Source organism: Bradyrhizobium tropiciagri (assembly GCF_018130545.1).
Taxonomy (GTDB): Bacteria; Pseudomonadota; Alphaproteobacteria; order Rhizobiales; family Xanthobacteraceae; genus Bradyrhizobium; species Bradyrhizobium tropiciagri_A.
On record NZ_JAFCKF010000001.1, the window covers coordinates 121,450 to 138,859 of the forward strand.

Genomic DNA, 17,410 nt, shown 5'->3' on the forward strand with positions numbered 1-17,410 from the left:
ATTACTTGATGTAGCCCGCGCGCTTCATCTCGCGCTCGGTCGCAGACTGCGCGGCCGACAGCGCAGCATCGACCGTGGTCGAGCCGGACAGCGCGGCCGAGAATTGCTGGCCGACCTGGGTGCCGATGCCCTGGAATTCAGGGATCGCCGCATATTGCACGCCGACATACGGCACCGGCTTCACGGTCGGGTGGCTCGGATCAGCCGCATCGATTGAGGCCAAAGTCATCTTGGCGAACGGCGCCGCCTTCAGATACTCGGGATTCTGATACAGCGAGGTCCGCGTTCCCGGAGGCACGTTGGACCAGCCGTCCTTCGCAGCGACCAGCTTGGTGTAATCCTTGCTGGTCGCCCAGGCGATGAACTTCTCGGCCGCATCGACCTTCTTCGAACCGGCAGGGATCGCCAGACTCCACGCCCACAGCCAGTTGGCGTTCTTGCCGAGACCGGTGTTCGGCGCCAGCGCGAAGCCGACCTTGCCAGCGACCGTGGACTGCGCCGGGTTGGTCACGAACGACGCCGCCACCGTGGCATCGATCCACATCGCGCACTTGCCGGCGTTGAACAAAGCGAGGTTCTCGTTGAAGCCGTTCGAGGAGGCGCCGGGAGGGCCGGCCTGCTTCATCAGGTCGACATAGGTCGTGAGCGTCTTCTTCCATTCCGGCGAGTTGAACTGCGGCTCCCACTTCTCGTCGAACCAGCGCGCGCCGAACGAATTGGACATCGCGGTCAGGAACGCCATGTTCTCGCCCCAGCCGGCCTTGCCACGCAGGCAGATGCCATAGACGCCGGCCGACTTGTCGGTGAGCTTCTTGGCGGCATCGACCACGAAGTCCCAGGTCGGGCTCTCCGGCATCTTCAGGCCGGCCTTGTCGAACAGGTCGGTGCGATACATCACCATCGAGCTCTCGCCGTAGAACGGCGCGGCATAGAGCTTGCCGTCGACCGAGACCGCATCCCTGATCTTCGGCAGGAGGTCATTGACGTCGTAGTCGGCGCCGAGCTTGTCGAGCGGCACCAACCAGTTCTTCTTGGCCCAGATCGGCACCTCATAGGTGCCGATGGTGAGCACGTCGAACTGGCCGCCCTTGGTGGCGATGTCGGTCGTGACGCGCTGGCGCAGCACGTTCTCCTCGAGCGTCACCCATTTCACGGTGATGTCGGGATTCTTCGCGGTGAATTCGCTGGTGAGCCCCTGCATGCGGATCATGTCGCCGTTGTTGACGGTCGCAACCGTCAGCGTGGTCTGGGCGATCGAGGGGGCAGAGATCAAAAGAGCAGCCGCGCCCGCAACGGCGCAAAGGACGTTTTTCAAGGTGACCTCCCTTATGTCACGTTGAGCATATGCCCACGTGTTGGGCGTATGTTCATACTGTCGTTAAAATTTGTCAAGCGCGCGGGTGCGCCGTCCGGCGCGATCGCGGGTTCCACTGCACGCTGGAATGGAGTTTTTGCGGGAGCGAAGAGAGCGTTGAGCGCCGAGAGGCTAGCGCTAATTGCGCCCGCAACGGGACTGCGCTCCCTCGCCCCGTTCTTACGGGGAGAGGGCTGGGGTGAGGGGCTCTCTCCGCGCACACGGTGACAATCGAATATGCGGAGACTCCCCCCTCACCCGGAACGCATCTGACGATGCGTCATAGCCGAAGCTCTGCTTCGGCGTTTTCAGTACGGCCGCCGAAGGCGGCCTATGCCTCTCCCCGCAAGCGGGGCGAGGCGAAGCGCGGTGCGTGGTTCGCTTCGAATAGACTGATGCAGCGCCTAGCGGTCGAGCACGGCGCGCGCGGTGGCCTCATCGGTGATGAGGCCGTTGATCACCCGGCCCGCCAGTGCGGCCTTGATCGAGGGCACCTTCGCGATGCCGACGGCGGCCGCGATCGTGGTCGAGACCGCGGGGATCTGCGGCGGAATGCTGGTCAGCCGCTTGTTGGTGCCGCCCTTGATCAGGCGGCCCTTGGCGTCATAGGCCCAGCCGGTGACCTCGCCGATCGCGCCGAGCCGCATCATCTCCAGCAGTTCCTCGCGGGTGACGAAGCCATCGACATGAACCTGGGCCTTCTGGTCCATCTGGCCGATGCCGATCAGGCGCAGATCGGCCTTGGCGGCGACCGCCCTCACCCGCGCGATCGGGTCGATCCGGACCATGCGGTTGCGCTCGTCCTCGCTCGACATCAGGAACGGCAGCGGCATCGGGTAATGCCGCGCGCCGGTGCGGTCGGCCAGCCGCCCCACCGTGTCGTAAAAGCTCGCCGAACCGTCGGCGGAGATATTGCCGACCAGCGAGACGATCTGGTGATCCGGCCGCTCGATCGGCGAGACCCGCTCGACCGCGGCGCGCACTGCGCGGCCGGTGCCGAGCGCCACGATCACGGGCGTCTCCGAGCGCAGCGTCGTCTCCAGCAGATTGGCGCTGCGCTCTGCAATTCCCGCATTCGACAGCGGCGCCGCCGGGTCGGTCGGCACGACGTCGCAATGCACCAGATCGAACCGCGCCTTCAGCCGCGAGGCCAGCTCCATACAGGCTGCGATGGGGTGCTCGAGCCGGAACGTGATCAGCCGCTCGGCCAGGCACAGCGACACCAGGCGCTGCGCCGAGGCCCGCGACACCTGCAGCATCTTTGCAATCTCATCCTGGGTGTGGCCGGCGATGAAATACAGCCAGCCGGCGCGCGCCGCATCGTCGAGACGAGACTTTTCGTTGTCGGGCGCAGCCATCGTCCGTGTCAGCCTTTGATCCAGAAATCCGTCATCGCGGCAAAGATTCGATCCGCCCCGACCTGCCGCAGCAGAGCATTGCCGTCCGCCAACCGATAGTGGGTGCCGCCGACGAATCCCCATACTTTCATGCCCGCGGCCTTCGCCGCCGTCACCCCACTGACGCTGTCCTCGATCACGAGCGTGCGGCGCGGCTCGGCGCCCATCGCGCCGGCCGCATGCAGGAACAGATCCGGCGCCGGCTTGCCGTGCCTGACCATCTGCGCGGTGTAGAGCCGCGGCCCGAAGCTTGCGGCAAGACCGGTCAGCTCCAGCGAGAATTTCACTCGCGCGAGGTCGCTGGACGAGGCGACACAATACGGCAGCCGCAGTTGCGCGAGCACCGCCGCGATGCCGGCGATCGGCTTGAGCTGGGAGCGAAACGTCTCTCGGACCTGCGCCGCCAGATCGGGCACGAAATTCGCCGGCAACGGCTGCCCGACACCCCGGCAATAGTCGAGCAGGGCCGCGGTGCTGCGGCCGAGGAAGAGTTCAAGCGCCCGCTCGGTCGTCATCGCGATGCCGGCCCGGACCATCGCCTCGGCAAGACAACGGCAGCTCAATTCCTCGCTGTCGACGAGCACGCCGTCGCAGTCGAAGATGACCAGATCGGTGTCCGGAAGCCGCGGATCCATCCCGACATGAGATCATATGCCCACGTCATGAGCAATAGATCAGAGTTCCGTGGTGCGATGCCGCGCCTCAAATGGTCGCGGTGCACCGCCGAGGATGCTGTGCGACAAGGCGAAATGCCGCATGACACACCTCTGATCGCGACCGTCGTCGCGGGCCTCGGACTAGCTTTCGTCTTCGGAACCATCGCGCAGCGTTTTCGGGTTCCGCCACTGGTCGGCTATCTGCTCGCGGGCGTCGCCGTTGGCCCCTTCACGCCAGGCTTCGTCGCCGACCAGGCGCTGGCCACCGAGCTCGCGGAACTCGGTATCATCCTGCTGATGTTCGGCGTCGGCCTGCATTTCTCGCTGAACGATCTGCTGTCGGTGCGCAAGATCGCGGTGCCCGGCGCGGTCGCGCAGATCGCGGTCGCGACGCTGATGGGCCTCGGCCTCGCCTTGCTGATGGGCTGGACCGTCGGCGCGGGCCTTGTGTTCGGACTGGCCTTGTCGGTCGCAAGTACCGTCGTGCTGTTGCGCGCGCTGCAGGAGCGCCGGCTGATGGACACCGAGCGCGGCAAGATCGCGGTCGGCTGGCTGATCGTCGAGGACCTCGCGATGGTGCTGGCGCTGGTGCTGTTCCCGGCGGTGGCGAGCTTCCAGGGCGGCGATGGCGCCGCGATCGTTTCCGACCCGCTTGCCACCCGCTTCGGCCTCGGCCTGACCGGCGTGCTGGCGCTGACGCTGGTCAAGATCGCATTGTTCATCGCGCTGATGCTGGTGGTCGGACGGCGGCTGATCCCGTGGGTGCTGCACTACATCGCGCATACCGGCTCGCGCGAGCTGTTCCGGCTGACCGTACTCGCGATCGCGCTCTGCATCGCGTTCGGCGCGACCAAGCTGTTCGGGGTTTCGCTGGCGCTCGGCGCCTTCTTCGCCGGCATGATGCTGCGGGAATCGCCGCTCAGCCAGCGCGCCGCCCAGGAGACCCTGCCGCTGCGCGATGCCTTCGCGGTGCTGTTCTTCGTCTCGGTCGGCATGCTGTTCGATCCGCTCAGCGTGGTGCGCGAGCCCTGGCCGTTCGTAGCGACCTTGTTCGTCATCGTGGTCGGCAAGTCGCTCGCCGCGCTCTTGATCGTCGTGCTGTTCCGTCACCCGATGGCGACCGCCCTGATGATCTCGGCGAGCCTCGCCCAGATCGGCGAATTCTCCTTCATCCTCGCCGAGCTCGGCGTCGCGCTCAACCTGCTGCCGAAGGCCGGGCGCGACCTGATTCTGGCCGGCGCGATCTTCTCGATCATGCTCAACCCGCTGGTGTTCGCGGTGGTCGACTGGCTGACCTCGCGGCTGGAAAAGCCAGAGACCACCTCGCCGACTGCCGCAACCGCCGAGCCGATCCCGGTCACCGACTTGCAGGATCACACCATCCTGGTCGGCTACGGCCGGGTCGGCAGCATCGTCGGCGACGCCCTGCATCAGCGCAACGCGCCGTTCCTCGCGGTCGAGGCGTCCGACGACATGGTCGCAAAGCTCAAGCAGCGCGGCATCGAAGCCCTGATGGGCAACGCGGTACGCGCCAGCGTGCTACGCGCGACCAATCCGGCCGGTGCGCGATCACTGGTCGTCGCGATTCCCGAAGCGTTCGAGGCCGGACAGATCGTCGAGCAGGCGCGCGCCGCAAATCCCGCGATCCAGATCATCGCGCGTGCGCATTCCGACGCCGAAGTCGATCACCTGAAGGGGCTCGGGGCCGACATCGTCATCATGGGCGAACGCGAGATCGCCCGAGGCATGATCGAGGAGCTCGACCGGGCAGTGCAACACAGGTCGGCCGCCAGGGAAGACTCGGCGGCCTAGGGTCACGGCACCACCGCCCAAGAGATGCGCCCGTGCCGCGCGCGGGATCGATGGAGATCAGGACATGGCATTCAAGAGCCCGCACGTTTCGCTGGTGTCGTTCTCGATTGAGATCAGTGCGGATGGCACCACCAATGTGATGCAGATCGAGACCGACTTGCACCTGAACACCCGCCATCCGAGCTACGATGCCGCTGCCGTGGAGCGGCTGGTGCGCGATGCACAGGCCTATCTCGCCGGCAATGCCGACCAGATCACGCAAATCCGGCTGGTCTCCACCCGCGGCGGCCAGACCTGAGAGACTCTTTGTTTGAGCATGATCTCCGCGCAAACGCTTCGCGTTTGTCGCGGGCGAAAACCGGCTTCCACTGTTCCGGATCATGCTCTAGCCGCCGAGGAATGCCGGTGCCAGATCTTCCTGCACGATGATGTTGGCGGCTTCCGTCGTCAGCTCGCTGCCGACGAGATCGAGATTCTTTGCAGCCTCGAACAGCATCGAGCGGACGTCATCGGGCGTCAACACGCCCTTGGCGATCAGCTTGCGCACCAGAGCCTGCAGGATGAGAACGTCGATCTCGCCATGGGCCAGCGGCGTCGGCTTGTCCGTCATGATGGTCTCCCAAAGCTGATCCCAAGACTGATACCAAGATTGATACCAAGGCTGGGTTGGTCGCGAGCGAGGCTAGCGCGATGGTGACGCAATATCCTTGTGCAACTCTTCGAACGCGCGGCGCAGCCCGTGCAACTGATCGACCAGATGCAGGATGACGTCGATCCCCTCGTCGTTGACGCCGAAATCGCCCTTCAGATCCTGGATCAGATGCGCGCGCGCCACGTCGGTGGCGGAGAAGCTGATCTCCTGTGTGGTCTCGTCCGGAACCAGCCATTGCTGCTCGATCCAGAACTCCAGGGTCTGCACCTCGAGACCCGCATCGATGAGGAATTGCTGCTTGTTCATGATGCACCGTCCTCGCGCGGATTGAACGCCTTGCGATCCCAATTCGCCACAAATGCCTCGAGCGCCGGATCGGGGCCCTTGGGCAGGACCACCTTGAGCTTGACGAACTCATCGCCGTGTCCGCCGCCGACCTTGGGTGCGCCCTTGCCGCGTAACCGCATCGTGGTGCCGGTGTTGGAGCCTTTCGGCACCGTCATGGTCACGGCGCCGGTCGGCGTTGGAACGTTGACCTTGCCGCCGAGCACGGCCTCGGACAGCGAGATCGGCAATTCGAGCGAGATGTCGTCACCGTCGCGGGTGAAGCGCGGATCGGGGCGCACCTCGACCTCGATCAGCGCATCGCCCGAACCGCCCTTGCCGCTGCCCGGCATGCCCTTGCCGCGCAGGCGAATGATTTGTCCGTCGACGAGGCCCGGCGGGATCGTGACGTCGAGCGTGCCGCCATCGGGCAGCGTCAGGCGCTTGCTCGCGCCGGCGATCGATTCCGCGAAGTCGATCGCAAGGCTGTAATGCAGGTCGCGGCCGCGCCGGTTGGCACGCGCCTGCTCGCTGCGCCGGAGCAGTTCTGCGAACGCGTCGTCCTGGTCCATATAGTCGGCATAGCCGGAACTGTCGGCATAGGGATGCCCCTCACCCGCGGCGGCGAAATCCCGGTAGTAGCGGTGCTGCGGCCGCTCGGCGCCGCTCTCGTCGATCTCGCCGGCGTCGAAGCGCTTGCGCTTGTCGGCATCCGAGAGCAGATCGTTCGCAGCGGCGACTTCCTTGAATTTCTCTTCGGCCGCCTTGTCACCCGGATTGAGATCCGGATGCAGTTTCTTCGCCAGCTTGCGATAGGCCTTCTGGATATCGGCCGCAGATGCCGCAGGCGCAACGCCAAGAACCTCGTACGGATTTCTCACAACCTGCTCCGCAACACCGTGAGTGCACCTGCAATCATGAGGGCGCAAAAGCAGGCGATTTGCAAGTGTGCTGGCGCGCCGCCCGGCAATGGGCGGCGCAGCATGCGCTCACGTCACGGGCGGATCAGGACGTGTGTCCGGGGTCCAGATATTTGGGGATGTTCTTTTCCTGCTGCGGCGTCATCCTGGCGGGATCCGGTTTGCCCGGCACGCCCCTCGGACCGAGCAGGGCTCGCTGCATGTCGTCCTCGCTGAGGCGAGGCTTTCCATCGTCAAGCTGTCCGTCGCCACCGTGACTCTGTGCCATGACCGACCTCCAGTGATGATCGCTTGCGCAGAGAAGATACCGCGCTCCGCCGGAACGAGCCAGCGGAGCGCGATCCGACCTTAATGCTCCGGCCGCTTCTCCTCTTCGGGATGACCAGCGGCGTGCGGCGGCGCCTGGACGTGCGGGGCGGCCTGAACGTGCGGCTCCGGCCGTGCCGCCGGTTGCGGATGCGGCTCAGGACGCGCCGCCGTTTCCGGTCGCGGCTCCGGCCTTGCGGCAGGCTCCGGCCGAGGCTCGGGCCTCGCGACCTGCGCCGGTCGCTCGACCGGCTTCGCAGCAGGTTCAGGCCGCGCCGCTTCCGTTGCAGGCCGCGGCTCGACCTTCGGCTCGGCGGCAGGTGCTGCGCGCTTCTCCTCGACTGCGGGCCTGTTCTCCTGCGCGGCAGGATGCGCCGCCGGGACTTCCTTGCCGGGGACCGGGAGCGCATGGGACTCAGCCGGTGCAGGCCGCGGCTCGACCTTGGTCTCGGGCGCAGGCGCTGCGCGCTTCTCCTCGACCGCTGGTTTGTTCTCCTGAGCTTGCGGGTGCACCGCAGGAGTCTCTTTGCCCGGGACCGGGAGCGCGTGGGAACCAGCCGGCGCAGCCGCAGTCGCGGGCGCAGCCGGGGTCCCCGGCCGCGCCGGCTCCGTGGCCGCCGGCTTTGCGGCGGTGGCAGGCACCGCCTCGCCGGCCGGCCGCGCGCGGACCACGCCTGGTCCCTTCAACTCGCCGGGACGCGCGGTTGCGCCGACAGCCGGCACGCCGTTGTTGGCACGCTTGAACAGGCTCGGATCCTGGCTCGCGGTCTCGACCTGCTTGCGTTGCAACGGTGTCGGCGCGAAATGCTGTTCGTTGGCGACCGCGCGCTCGGCAGGAGTGGGCCGCACCTCGATGCCACCACGGCCGCCATTGTAGCTGACGTTGTTGATGGTGGTCTGATTGATCGTGACGTTCTTCTCATAAACGTTGTTGATCTGCGCGCCCTGCAGATTGTTCACGGTGCGATTGTAGAAGAAATTGCCGTGATCCCAGCGGCCGCCTTCGTAGCCCGAGCCACCGTAGCCGAAGCCGTAATTGATGCCGCCATAGAAGCCGACGCGATCACCCCAATAGCCCTGATGGAAAATGAAGCCGCCGCCGAACGCGCCCCAGTAACCGGGCGTCCACAGCAGACCGACCCGCGGCGGCTGCACCCAGGTGCCCGGCACCCAGTAATAATCGCCGCGATCCTCGTCCCACGACCAGTTGCCAGGCGACCACATGTAGCCGGGACCAGGCACCGGCGGCTGATCGTAGGTCGGCAACGGCGGCGGCGCGGTCTCGACGGCTGAGACCGGCGCGCATGCCGCATCCTGCGCGATGGCTGGTACGGCAGTCACTGAGAACAGCGCCGCAGCAATCGCTGCACACGACGCGGTCGAAAGAAGACGAGTGGTCATTGGGAGCCTCTTCGATGAGCACGTTCAACGTGAGATCCGGAACAAAAGTTCCGTGCATCGGCAATGCACCGACACACTTCATCGCTAGCCCCTTCACCTTACACCAGCCTGAAACACGTCGATGCAACCGGATACGCAATTACACAGCCATTCATCGACAGTTCAGAGTGTGTGGTGACGTAGTATTGCGCGATTCAATGGAACATCGCGCGACACGCGCCCACATCATCGATCACGCTACGCTCAATGTGGCGTCGTCATTTTCCGAAACCGCGAATATGGCGTTTTTGCTTTCATACGATTGTCGTGATCCAGACTCGTCGAACTGCACGCCTCGGCGAGCACCGAACCGCCATCGGCGTGATGCGGCGCGCCGGGTTTGACGGCGCGTCCGTAGCAGTACCTCCGGCCGAGTGCCAGAGACGAACGCCTGCCGGCGCAAGAGCTTAGCTGCAGCATTCCGGCGGCCGCGCGGGACGATTGACACCCCCCGGAAACGACCACACGATGCGATTGCGGTGGCATGACGAGATCTCGATGAGCCCGCGTTGCCTTGAGGTGCCACGATGAACATTGAAAAATATACCGACCGCGTGCGCGGCTTCATTCAGTCGGCGCAATCGCTCGCGATGCGCGAGGGGCACCAGCAATTCTCGACGCTCCATATCCTGAAAGTGCTGCTCGATGACCCCGAAGGTCTCGCAGCCGGCCTGATCGACCGCGCCGGCGGCAACTCGCGCGCGATCCTCAAGTCGACCGAAGAGGCGTTGGCGAAGGTGCCTAAGGTGAGCGGCGGCGGCTCCGGACAAATCTACCTGGCGCCCGAGACCGCGCGCGCCTTCGCCGCGGCGGAACAGGCCGCCGACAAGGCCGGCGACAGTTTCGTCTCGGTCGAACGCCTGCTGCAGGCGCTTGCAGCCGACAAGGACAGCGAGGCCGGCAAGCTGCTCGCCAAGGGCGGCGTCAATCCGCAGAACCTGAATGCGGCGATCAACGCGCTGCGCAAGGGCCGCACCGCCGACAGCGCGTCGGCCGAGAATGCCTATGACGCGCTGAAGAAGTACGCCCGCGACCTCACCCAGGCCGCGCGCGACGGCAAGCTCGATCCGGTGATCGGCCGCGACGAGGAGATCCGCCGCACCATCCAGGTGCTGTCACGCCGCACCAAGAACAATCCCGTGCTGATCGGCGAGCCCGGCGTCGGCAAGACCGCGATCGTCGAAGGCCTGGCGCTGCGCATCGTCAATGGCGATGTGCCGGAGAGCCTGCAGGACAAGGCGCTGCTGGCGCTCGATCTCGGCGCACTGATTGCCGGCGCAAAGTATCGCGGCGAGTTCGAGGAACGGCTCAAGGCCGTGCTGCAAGAGGTGACCTCGGCGGAAGGCGGCATCATCCTGTTCATCGACGAGATGCACACCCTGATCGGCGCCGGCAAGGGCGACGGTGCGATGGACGCGTCGAACCTGCTGAAGCCCGCGCTGGCGCGCGGCGAGCTGCACTGCATCGGCGCCACCACGCTCGACGAGTACCGCAAGCATGTCGAAAAGGACCCGGCGTTGGCCCGCCGTTTCCAGCCGGTATTCGTCTCTGAGCCGACGGTCGAGGACACCATCTCGATCCTGCGCGGGCTGAAGGACAAATACGAGCAGCACCACGGCGTCCGCATCGCGGATTCGGCGCTGGTCGCCGCCACGACGCTGTCGAACCGCTACATCACCGACCGCTTCCTGCCCGACAAGGCGATCGACCTGATGGACGAGGCGGCGGCGCGGCTGAAGATGCAGGTCGATTCCAAGCCCGAAGAACTCGATTCGCTTGATCGAGAGATCATCCGGCTCAAGATCGAGCAGGAGGCGCTGAAGAAGGAAACTGATCTCGGCTCCAGGAGCCGGCTGCAGACGCTCGAGAAGGATCTGGTCGATCTGGAGAAGAAGTCGGCGGACATGACGTCGAAATGGCGCTCCGAGAAGAGCAAGCTCTCCGATGCGCAGAAGATGAAGGGCGAGCTGGAGCAGCTGCGCACCGAGCTCGCCAATGCGCAGCGACGCGGTGAATTCCAGAAGGCCGGCGAGCTGGCCTATGGCCGCATCCCGGAGCTGGAGAAGAAGCTCGCCGCGGTCGAGGCCAGCGAGACCTCGTCCGCCAGCGAAACCGTGACCGCCGACAATATCGCGCAGGTGGTCTCGCGTTGGACCGGCGTCCCGGTCGACAAGATGCTCGAGGGCGAAAAGGACAAGCTCCTGAAAATGGAGGATGCGCTCGCAAAGCGCGTGGTCGGCCAGGCGGAAGCCGTGCGCGCGGTATCGACCGCAGTGCGCCGCGCCCGCGCCGGATTGCAGGATCCGAACCGGCCGATCGGCTCGTTCATGTTCCTGGGGCCGACCGGCGTCGGCAAGACCGAGCTGGCGAAGGCGCTCGCCGAATATCTGTTCGACGACGAGACCGCGATGATCCGCCTCGACATGTCCGAATACATGGAGAAGCACTCAGTCTCGCGGCTGATCGGCGCGCCGCCCGGCTATGTCGGCTATGACGAGGGCGGCGCGTTGACCGAAGCGGTGCGGCGGCGCCCCTACCAGGTGGTGCTGTTCGACGAGATCGAGAAGGCACACCCTGATGTCTTCAACGTGCTGCTGCAGGTGCTCGACGATGGCCGTCTCACCGACGGACAGGGCCGCACCGTCGATTTCCGCAACACGCTGATCATCATGACCTCGAACATCGGCGCCGAATATCTCGTCAACCAGCCGGAGGGCCAGAGCACCAGCGCGGTGCGCGAGCAGGTGATGAACATGGTGCGGGCGCATTTCCGCCCCGAGTTCCTCAACCGCATCGACGAGATCATCCTGTTCCACCGGCTGCAGAAGAGCGACATGGGCCGCATTGTCGAGATCCAGTTCTCGCGGCTGCGCAAGCTGCTCGAAGATCGCAAGATCGATCTCGAACTCGACCCGAAGGCGCGCGACTGGCTCGCGGAGAAAGGCTGGGATCCGGCCTATGGCGCCCGTCCGTTGAAGCGGGTGATCCAGCGCAGCGTGCAGGATCCGCTCGCCGAAATGATCCTCGCCGGCGAGGTCCGCGACGGCTCACAGGTGAAACTCTCCGCAACCAAGGCCGGCCTCACCTTCAACGGCAAGAAGCCGGAGAATGCGGCGGCGGATGAATTCGAGCCGGTGTGAGACAGGCCGGAATGACCAACGACGCGGTGTCATCGCCGCGTCGTGTGGGCGCATCATATGCAAGCTGACCTTAGACAGGGAGAGCGCCATGACGCAGAACATCAAGGACAACATGGAGGTCATCGGCGCCGATGGCGTGCATGTCGGCACCGTCGATCGCGTCGAAGGCAACCGCATCAAGCTCAAGAAAAGCGAGAGCGACGGCTTCCACAAGGGCCATCACCACTATATCGAGCTCGGCTTCGTCGCCGGCGTCGAAGGCTCCAGGGTACGGCTCTCGGCCAATGCCTCGATTGCAGTGACTCTCGAGGAGGAGAAGTCCGGCAAGCCGGTTGGTCCGTCCGCGGAAGCCTAGCAATCCGGGCCCTTGTAAAGGCTCCGGTGACATGCTCCTCTCCCCTGTATCTGGACGTCGATCCGGCGTCCGGCCAGCTTTTCGTCGCCGTGACGTACCGTTTTAGTTGAGGAGATCTGCGTGCCATCAGCCGTTCCGCAACCGGTCGCTGCGAAGCTGACGCGCGCGGCCATCTTCCTTGCGGTCACGATCAAGCCCGATCCGGAATATGATGCGGTGGTGCGGTCGCTCTGCGCCGACGTGGCTGCGCTGGTGCGCGCCGTGGGCTTCCGCGATCTCGAAGGCCGGCTGTCCTGCGTGATGGGGATCGGCTCGGATGCATGGGACCGGCTGTTCGGCGCGCCGAAGCCACAAGGCCTGCATCCGTTCCGCGAGATCAACGGCGTCCATCATGCGGTCGCGACGCCCGGCGACCTGCTGTTCCACATCCGCGCCGTGCCGATGGATTTGTGCTTCGAACTCGCGACCCAGATCATGTCGCGGCTCGGCGATGCGGTTGCCACCTCGGACGAGGTGCACGGCTTCAAATATTTCGACGAGCGCGACCTGCTCGGCTTCGTCGACGGCACCGAGAATCCGCAGGACCAGGCGGCGACTGAGGCCACCATCATCGGCGACGAGGACGCCGCGTTCGCCGGCGGCAGCTATGTGATCGTACAAAAATACCTCCACGACCTGAAGAAGTGGAACGAATTGCCGGTCGAGATGCAGGAGAAGATCATCGGCCGCGCCAAGCTGTCCGACATCGAGCTCGACGATACGGTGAAGCCGAGCTATGCGCACAACGCCCTGACGACGATCGTCGAGAACGGCGAGGAGCTCGACATCGTCCGCGACAACATGCCGTTCGGCAACGTCAGCGAGGGCGAGTTCGGCACCTATTTCATCGGCTATGCGAAATCCCCGCACCGGATCGAGCAGATGCTGGAGAACATGTTCGTCGGCCGGCCGCCGGGCAATTACGATCGCCTGCTCGACTTCAGCCGCGCCGTGACCGGCACGCTGTTCTTCGTTCCGTCGGCGACCTTTCTGGAGGATGCCGCGAACGCAGCACCAGCGGCCTCGCCGGCTGAGCCATCGCTGGATGGCGCCGCGGCCGACGCACCTGCACCAACACGACCGCCGGCCGATGGCTCGCTTGGTATCGGCTCGCTGAAAGGAGACGCTTGACATGAATAATCTTCATCGGGGTTTGGCCCCTATCTCGGACGCGGCATGGGCCCAGATCGAAGAGGAAGCCTCACGCACGTTGAAGCGTCATCTGGCGGCGCGCCGTGTCGTCGACGTCGATGGCCCGAAGGGAACGGAGTTCTCCGCCGTCGGCACCGGTCACCTGAAGAAAATTCCGACGCCCGGCAACGGCGTCGAGGCGACACAGCGCGAGGTCCGCGCGCTGGTCGAGTTGCGCGTGCCCTTCGAGCTGTCGCGCCAGGCGATCGACGATGTCGAGCGCGGCTCCAATGATTCCGACTGGGATCCGCTGAAGGACGCCGCGCGCAAGATCGCCTTCGCCGAGGACCGCGCGGTGTTCGATGGCTACACCGCCGCCGGCATTCAGGGCATCCGTCAGGGCACCAGCAACCCGGTGCTGACGCTGCCTTCGAGCGTCAAGAATTACCCCAATGTGGTCGCACAGGCCGCCAGCCAGTTACGGCTCGCCGGCGTCAACGGCCCCTACACGCTGCTGCTCGGGACCGAGCCCTATACCGCGATCGGCGGCGCGACCGACGACGGCTACCCTGTGCTGCAGCACATCCAGCGGCTGGTCGACGGCAAGATCATCTGGGCGCCCGCGATCGAGGGCGGCGTGCTGCTGACCACCCGCGGCGGCGATTTCCAGCTCTCGATCGGCCAGGACCTGTCGATCGGCTATCTCAGCCACTCCGCGACATCGATCCAGTTGTATTTCCAGGAGACCATGACCTTCCTGATGCTGACGAGCGAGGCATCGGTGGTGCTTGCGCCGGAGGCGAAGAAATCCGCCTAGAGCATGATCCGGAAAAGTGCGAAGCGGTTTTCCGGAAAGATCATGCTCAAACAAAGAGCTAAAGCGCGATAACGATTTAACCCAATCTCGTCGCGCTTTAGTTTTTCCGGCGTTGCTTCATCCGGGAAGTCTCCGGCCGCGGCCGGGACTTCCGTCAAACGTGAAACGGAGAGGAGGCGCGCAATGGACTACGATCTCTACATCAACCCGAAGAAGGCGTCGGTCGGTCTTTACGTCCGCAAGGGCGCCGGCCTGCCCGATCTTGGCGATGCCAAGGACTGGGTGTTCGACGGAAGCTTCGGGCAGGCCAATCTGCCGCCGCAGCTCGTGAAGGAGATCGAGGCCAACGGCCACGCCTTCCGCGACATGGATTAAACGCCCGGCGTTTTGTCTTGACGCGTTTCTTCACGCGAACCGGTATCCACTTCGCTCGAAAACGCTCTACTTCTCTCCTGTCTTCACCGGGGCGGTCTCGGGCATCAGGCTCATCGCCACGATGCCGACCGCTGCCGCGAGCAGCAGATACCAGGACGGCGCCAGCGGATCGCCCGTGACGTGCAGCAGCCAGGTCACCACGAGCTGCGCGGTGCCGCCGAACGTGGCGATGGCGACCGCATAGATCGTGGCGAACACGCCACCGCGGATGTTTTGCGGCAACGCTTCGGTGAAGGCCGCATAGAAGGCCGTGAACGGCAGCGAGCCGATGAACGACAGAATGCCGAAGCCGAACAGCAGCGACCACGCGCCGGGGTCGCGCACGATCCACAGGAACGCGGGATAGGTCAGCACCAGCACGACGAGCTGCGGCCAGATCATGATCGGCTTGCGTCCAAGCCGATCGGCCAGCCAGCCGCCGAGCACGGCGCCGATGATCTGCAACCCGTTGCTGACCAGCGAGACGGTGAACGCCAGCGACGGCGACACATGCAGCGTGTTCTTGGCGTAGGTCGTCATGTATTGCGTCACATAGGTCGAGATCGTACCGCTGGCCAGGATCATCACCGCCAGCACGATCACGCGCAGATGCCGGCGCGCCAGTGTGACATGGCTTGATCTCTCGACGTCCGCGGCGGCGTGCTCGGCCTGGGGAACCGTTTCCGGCAGCGTGCGGCGCATCCAGATGCCAAACGGCAGGCAGACCGCGCCGAGCAGGAAAGCGACGCGCCATCCGTAAGCCTGCAGCATGTCGGGCGCCATCGTGCCGCTCAGGATGACACCGACCAGCGCGCCGACCGTGGCCGCGATCTCCTGGCTTGCCGGCTGCCAGGCCACCACCAGGCCGCGATTCCTGGGGGCAGCGATCTCGACGAGATAGGCCGTGGTCGGGCCGACTTCGCCGCCGAGCGCGAAGCCCTGCACCATCCGCGCCAGGATCACGACAACAGGCGCCACGATGCCGATCGCGGCATAGGACGGCGTCAGCGCGATGGTCAGGATCGCGCCGCCCATCAGCGCGAAACTCAACAGCATTGCCGGCCGCCGGCCGACCCGGTCGGAGAAGATGCCGAGCACGATGCCGCCGATCGGCCGCGTCAGGAAGCCGGCGCCGAAGGTCGCCAACGACAGCATCAGGCTGCCGTATTCGCTCTGCGCTGGAAAAAAGGTGCGCCCGATCTCGGTCGCAAAGAAGCTGTAGGTGATGAAGTCGTAGAACTCCAGCATATTGCCGATGGTCGCGGCAAAGGCTGCGCGCTTGACGTCGAATTCCTTGCTCGCAATTTCCGACAACGCTCTCGGTTCCTTGTCTGGCCGTTCGGAGCGAGTATTATTCCTCTGCTCATGTTAGGCAAGGTATGGCGCCACCGCGCGATCTGCATGTGACACAATCAACGGGAGGAGCAGATCCGATGCCAGCTGACAAACTCTTCATCAACGCCAGGCTCGGTGACGGCACACGCCGCGATATGCTGGTTCGCGACGGCCGCATCGCCGCGATCGAAGCGACTGCCACGCGGCCGGCCGGGGTCGAGATCATCGATCTCGGCAATGCGCTGGTCGTGCCCGGCTTCGTCGAGGGCCACATCCATCTCGACACCAGCTTCTACGGCGACACTTGGCGGCCGCACCGCCCCTGCACCAATGGATTCGACGTTCACGAACGGGTCGCGTTCCAGGCAGAGAACCTCGCCGCCGCCGCCCCGATGGACGTGCGGGCGCGGAACCAGCTCGATCTCTGCATCGGGCACGGCACGACGCAGATGCGCAGCCACGTCATGGTCGACGGCTCAGTCGGCCTGAAACCGCTCGAGACCATCCTGAGGGTGCGCGACGAATACAGCCATCTGATCGACATCCAGCTCGTGGCCTTTCCGCAGAGCGGCATCCTCAATAGCCCCGGCACGCCGCAACTGCTCGACGAGGCCATCAAGCTCGGCGCCAACGCCGTCGGCGGCCTCGATCCCGCGAGCTTCGATCGCGATGTCGAAGGGCATCTCGACGTCGTGTTCGGCGTCGCGCAGAAGCACGGCGTCGATGTCGACATCCATCTCCACGATGGCGGCATGCTCGGCGCCTTCGAGGTCGAGCAGATCGCGGCGCGGACGCGCGCGCTCGGCATGGCGGGCCGCGTCGCGGTCAGCCATGCCTACGGGCTCGGCGATATCCCTGCCGATGCGCTGAAGAAGACCGCCGACAGCCTGGCGCGCTCGGGCGTCGCGATCATGACGAATGCGCCAGGTGCGCGGCCGTTCCCACCGGTCGCCACGCTCAGGAAGGCCGGCGTCACGGTGTTCAGCGGCAACGACAACATCCGCGACTCCTGGTGGCCCTATGGCGATGGCGACATGCTCGGCCGCGCGATGATGATCGGATACCGCTCGGGTTTCTACACCGACGAGGAGCTCGCGATCGCGTTCGACATGGTCACCGCGGCCGGCGCCAAGGCGCTGCGGCTTGACGGCTACGGCCTGCATGTCGGCGCGAAGGCCGATTTCGTCACCTTGAACGCCGCGCATATCCAGGAGGCCGTAGTGGCGCGGCCCTCCGGACGCTCCGTCTACAAGAGCGGGGTGCTGGTGGCGCGCGACAATCGCGTCGTAAAGAACGCCGGCGCCTGAGGCCGCCGTCG

General features: G+C 65.2%; 17 protein-coding genes. 8 read left to right on the forward strand and 9 right to left on the reverse strand.

Features of this window, described 5'->3' with window-relative positions:
• Position 1: 1 nt before the first annotated feature.
• From JQ616_RS00565 to JQ616_RS00575, 3 genes are all read right to left on the reverse strand, one after another.
• Positions 2-1,315, reverse strand: coding sequence for an ABC transporter substrate-binding protein (locus tag JQ616_RS00565; protein ID WP_212011428.1), 1,314 nt, complete (start codon positions 1,313-1,315; stop codon positions 2-4).
• A gap of 443 nt (positions 1,316-1,758) precedes the next feature.
• Positions 1,759-2,712, reverse strand: a complete 954-nt coding sequence (locus JQ616_RS00570) for a sugar-binding transcriptional regulator (RefSeq protein ID WP_212011429.1) — start codon at positions 2,710-2,712, stop codon at positions 1,759-1,761.
• Positions 2,713-2,720: 8 nt separating this feature from the next.
• Positions 2,721-3,386, reverse strand: coding sequence for an HAD family hydrolase (locus JQ616_RS00575; RefSeq protein WP_212011430.1), 666 nt, complete (start codon positions 3,384-3,386; stop codon positions 2,721-2,723).
• Positions 3,387-3,500: 114 nt separating this feature from the next.
• On the opposite strand from JQ616_RS00575, the gene ybaL reads away from it, so the two are divergent.
• Together ybaL and JQ616_RS00585 are read left to right on the forward strand one after the other, a co-directional pair.
• Positions 3,501-5,219 carry a YbaL family putative K(+) efflux transporter gene (gene ybaL, locus JQ616_RS00580; protein WP_212011432.1) on the forward strand — a complete coding sequence of 573 codons (1,719 nt, stop codon included), beginning with the start codon at positions 3,501-3,503 and terminating at the stop codon, positions 5,217-5,219.
• Between the two features lie 64 nt (positions 5,220-5,283).
• On the forward strand, positions 5,284-5,517 hold the full coding sequence (locus JQ616_RS00585) for a hypothetical protein (protein ID WP_212011434.1): 234 nt from the start codon (positions 5,284-5,286) through the stop codon (positions 5,515-5,517).
• Between the two features lie 87 nt (positions 5,518-5,604).
• Here JQ616_RS00585 and JQ616_RS00590 read toward each other — a convergent pair whose 3' ends face one another.
• The 5 genes from JQ616_RS00590 to JQ616_RS00610 form a co-directional block, all read right to left on the reverse strand.
• Positions 5,605-5,829, reverse strand: coding sequence for a hypothetical protein (locus tag JQ616_RS00590; RefSeq protein ID WP_016843345.1), 225 nt, complete (start codon positions 5,827-5,829; stop codon positions 5,605-5,607).
• Positions 5,830-5,901: 72 nt separating this feature from the next.
• Positions 5,902-6,177, reverse strand: coding sequence for a chaperone modulator CbpM (locus JQ616_RS00595; protein ID WP_212011436.1), 276 nt, complete (start codon positions 6,175-6,177; stop codon positions 5,902-5,904).
• A complete protein-coding gene (locus JQ616_RS00600; protein WP_212011438.1) occupies positions 6,174-7,076 on the reverse strand; it encodes a DnaJ C-terminal domain-containing protein in 903 nt (300 codons plus the stop codon). The genes JQ616_RS00595 and JQ616_RS00600 overlap by 4 nt, the downstream gene beginning before the upstream one ends.
• Positions 7,077-7,200: 124 nt before the next feature.
• Entirely contained in the window at positions 7,201-7,383 is a 183-nt protein-coding gene (locus JQ616_RS00605; RefSeq protein WP_212011440.1) for a hypothetical protein, read from the reverse strand.
• Between the two features lie 80 nt (positions 7,384-7,463).
• Positions 7,464-8,822, reverse strand: coding sequence for a YXWGXW repeat-containing protein (locus tag JQ616_RS00610; protein WP_212011442.1), 1,359 nt, complete (start codon positions 8,820-8,822; stop codon positions 7,464-7,466).
• A gap of 566 nt (positions 8,823-9,388) precedes the next feature.
• Here JQ616_RS00610 and clpB point away from each other — a divergent pair.
• The 5 genes from clpB to JQ616_RS00635 all read left to right on the forward strand — a co-directional run bounded on the left by clpB (position 9,389) and on the right by JQ616_RS00635 (position 14,718).
• Positions 9,389-12,001: an ATP-dependent chaperone ClpB gene (gene clpB / locus JQ616_RS00615; protein ID WP_212011445.1), complete on the forward strand. Its 2,613-nt coding sequence runs from the start codon at positions 9,389-9,391 to the stop codon at positions 11,999-12,001.
• An 88-nt stretch (positions 12,002-12,089) separates the two neighbouring features.
• Complete coding sequence (locus JQ616_RS00620) at positions 12,090-12,356, forward strand: DUF2171 domain-containing protein (protein ID WP_212011447.1); 267 nt, start codon at positions 12,090-12,092, stop codon at positions 12,354-12,356.
• 120 nt (positions 12,357-12,476) lie between these two features.
• A complete protein-coding gene (locus tag JQ616_RS00625) occupies positions 12,477-13,526 on the forward strand; it encodes a Dyp-type peroxidase (protein WP_212011449.1) in 1,050 nt (349 codons plus the stop codon).
• Between the two features lies 1 nt (position 13,527).
• Positions 13,528-14,343 (forward strand): family 1 encapsulin nanocompartment shell protein, encoded by an 816-nt coding sequence (locus JQ616_RS00630; RefSeq protein ID WP_212011451.1) that lies wholly within the window; start codon positions 13,528-13,530, stop codon positions 14,341-14,343.
• Positions 14,344-14,526: 183 nt separating this feature from the next.
• Entirely contained in the window at positions 14,527-14,718 is a 192-nt protein-coding gene (locus tag JQ616_RS00635; RefSeq protein WP_212011453.1) for a hypothetical protein, read from the forward strand.
• 66 nt (positions 14,719-14,784) lie between these two features.
• Here JQ616_RS00635 and JQ616_RS00640 read toward each other — a convergent pair whose 3' ends face one another.
• Positions 14,785-16,071: an MFS transporter gene (locus tag JQ616_RS00640; protein ID WP_212011455.1), complete on the reverse strand. Its 1,287-nt coding sequence runs from the start codon at positions 16,069-16,071 to the stop codon at positions 14,785-14,787.
• A gap of 119 nt (positions 16,072-16,190) precedes the next feature.
• Here JQ616_RS00640 and JQ616_RS00645 point away from each other — a divergent pair, with 119 nt between their 5' ends.
• On the forward strand, positions 16,191-17,399 hold the full coding sequence (locus JQ616_RS00645) for an amidohydrolase family protein (protein WP_212011457.1): 1,209 nt from the start codon (positions 16,191-16,193) through the stop codon (positions 17,397-17,399).
• Positions 17,400-17,410 lie beyond the last annotated feature (11 nt).

Coding starts and splice junctions, on each gene's coding strand:
- ybaL (WP_212011432.1), top strand. CDS start 3,501: ATGCCGCATGACACACCTCTGATCGCGACCGTCGTCGCGGGCCTCGGA.
- JQ616_RS00605 (WP_212011440.1), bottom strand. CDS start 7,383: ATGGCACAGAGTCACGGTGGCGACGGACAGCTTGACGATGGAAAGCCT.
- JQ616_RS00635 (WP_212011453.1), top strand. CDS start 14,527: ATGGACTACGATCTCTACATCAACCCGAAGAAGGCGTCGGTCGGTCTT.
- JQ616_RS00575 (WP_212011430.1), bottom strand. CDS start 3,386: ATGGATCCGCGGCTTCCGGACACCGATCTGGTCATCTTCGACTGCGAC.
- JQ616_RS00595 (WP_212011436.1), bottom strand. CDS start 6,177: ATGAACAAGCAGCAATTCCTCATCGATGCGGGTCTCGAGGTGCAGACC.
- JQ616_RS00570 (WP_212011429.1), bottom strand. CDS start 2,712: ATGGCTGCGCCCGACAACGAAAAGTCTCGTCTCGACGATGCGGCGCGC.
- JQ616_RS00610 (WP_212011442.1), bottom strand. CDS start 8,822: ATGACCACTCGTCTTCTTTCGACCGCGTCGTGTGCAGCGATTGCTGCG.
- JQ616_RS00620 (WP_212011447.1), top strand. CDS start 12,090: ATGACGCAGAACATCAAGGACAACATGGAGGTCATCGGCGCCGATGGC.
- JQ616_RS00585 (WP_212011434.1), top strand. CDS start 5,284: ATGGCATTCAAGAGCCCGCACGTTTCGCTGGTGTCGTTCTCGATTGAG.
- JQ616_RS00630 (WP_212011451.1), top strand. CDS start 13,528: ATGAATAATCTTCATCGGGGTTTGGCCCCTATCTCGGACGCGGCATGG.
- JQ616_RS00645 (WP_212011457.1), top strand. CDS start 16,191: ATGCCAGCTGACAAACTCTTCATCAACGCCAGGCTCGGTGACGGCACA.
- JQ616_RS00590 (WP_016843345.1), bottom strand. CDS start 5,829: ATGACGGACAAGCCGACGCCGCTGGCCCATGGCGAGATCGACGTTCTC.
- clpB (WP_212011445.1), top strand. CDS start 9,389: ATGAACATTGAAAAATATACCGACCGCGTGCGCGGCTTCATTCAGTCG.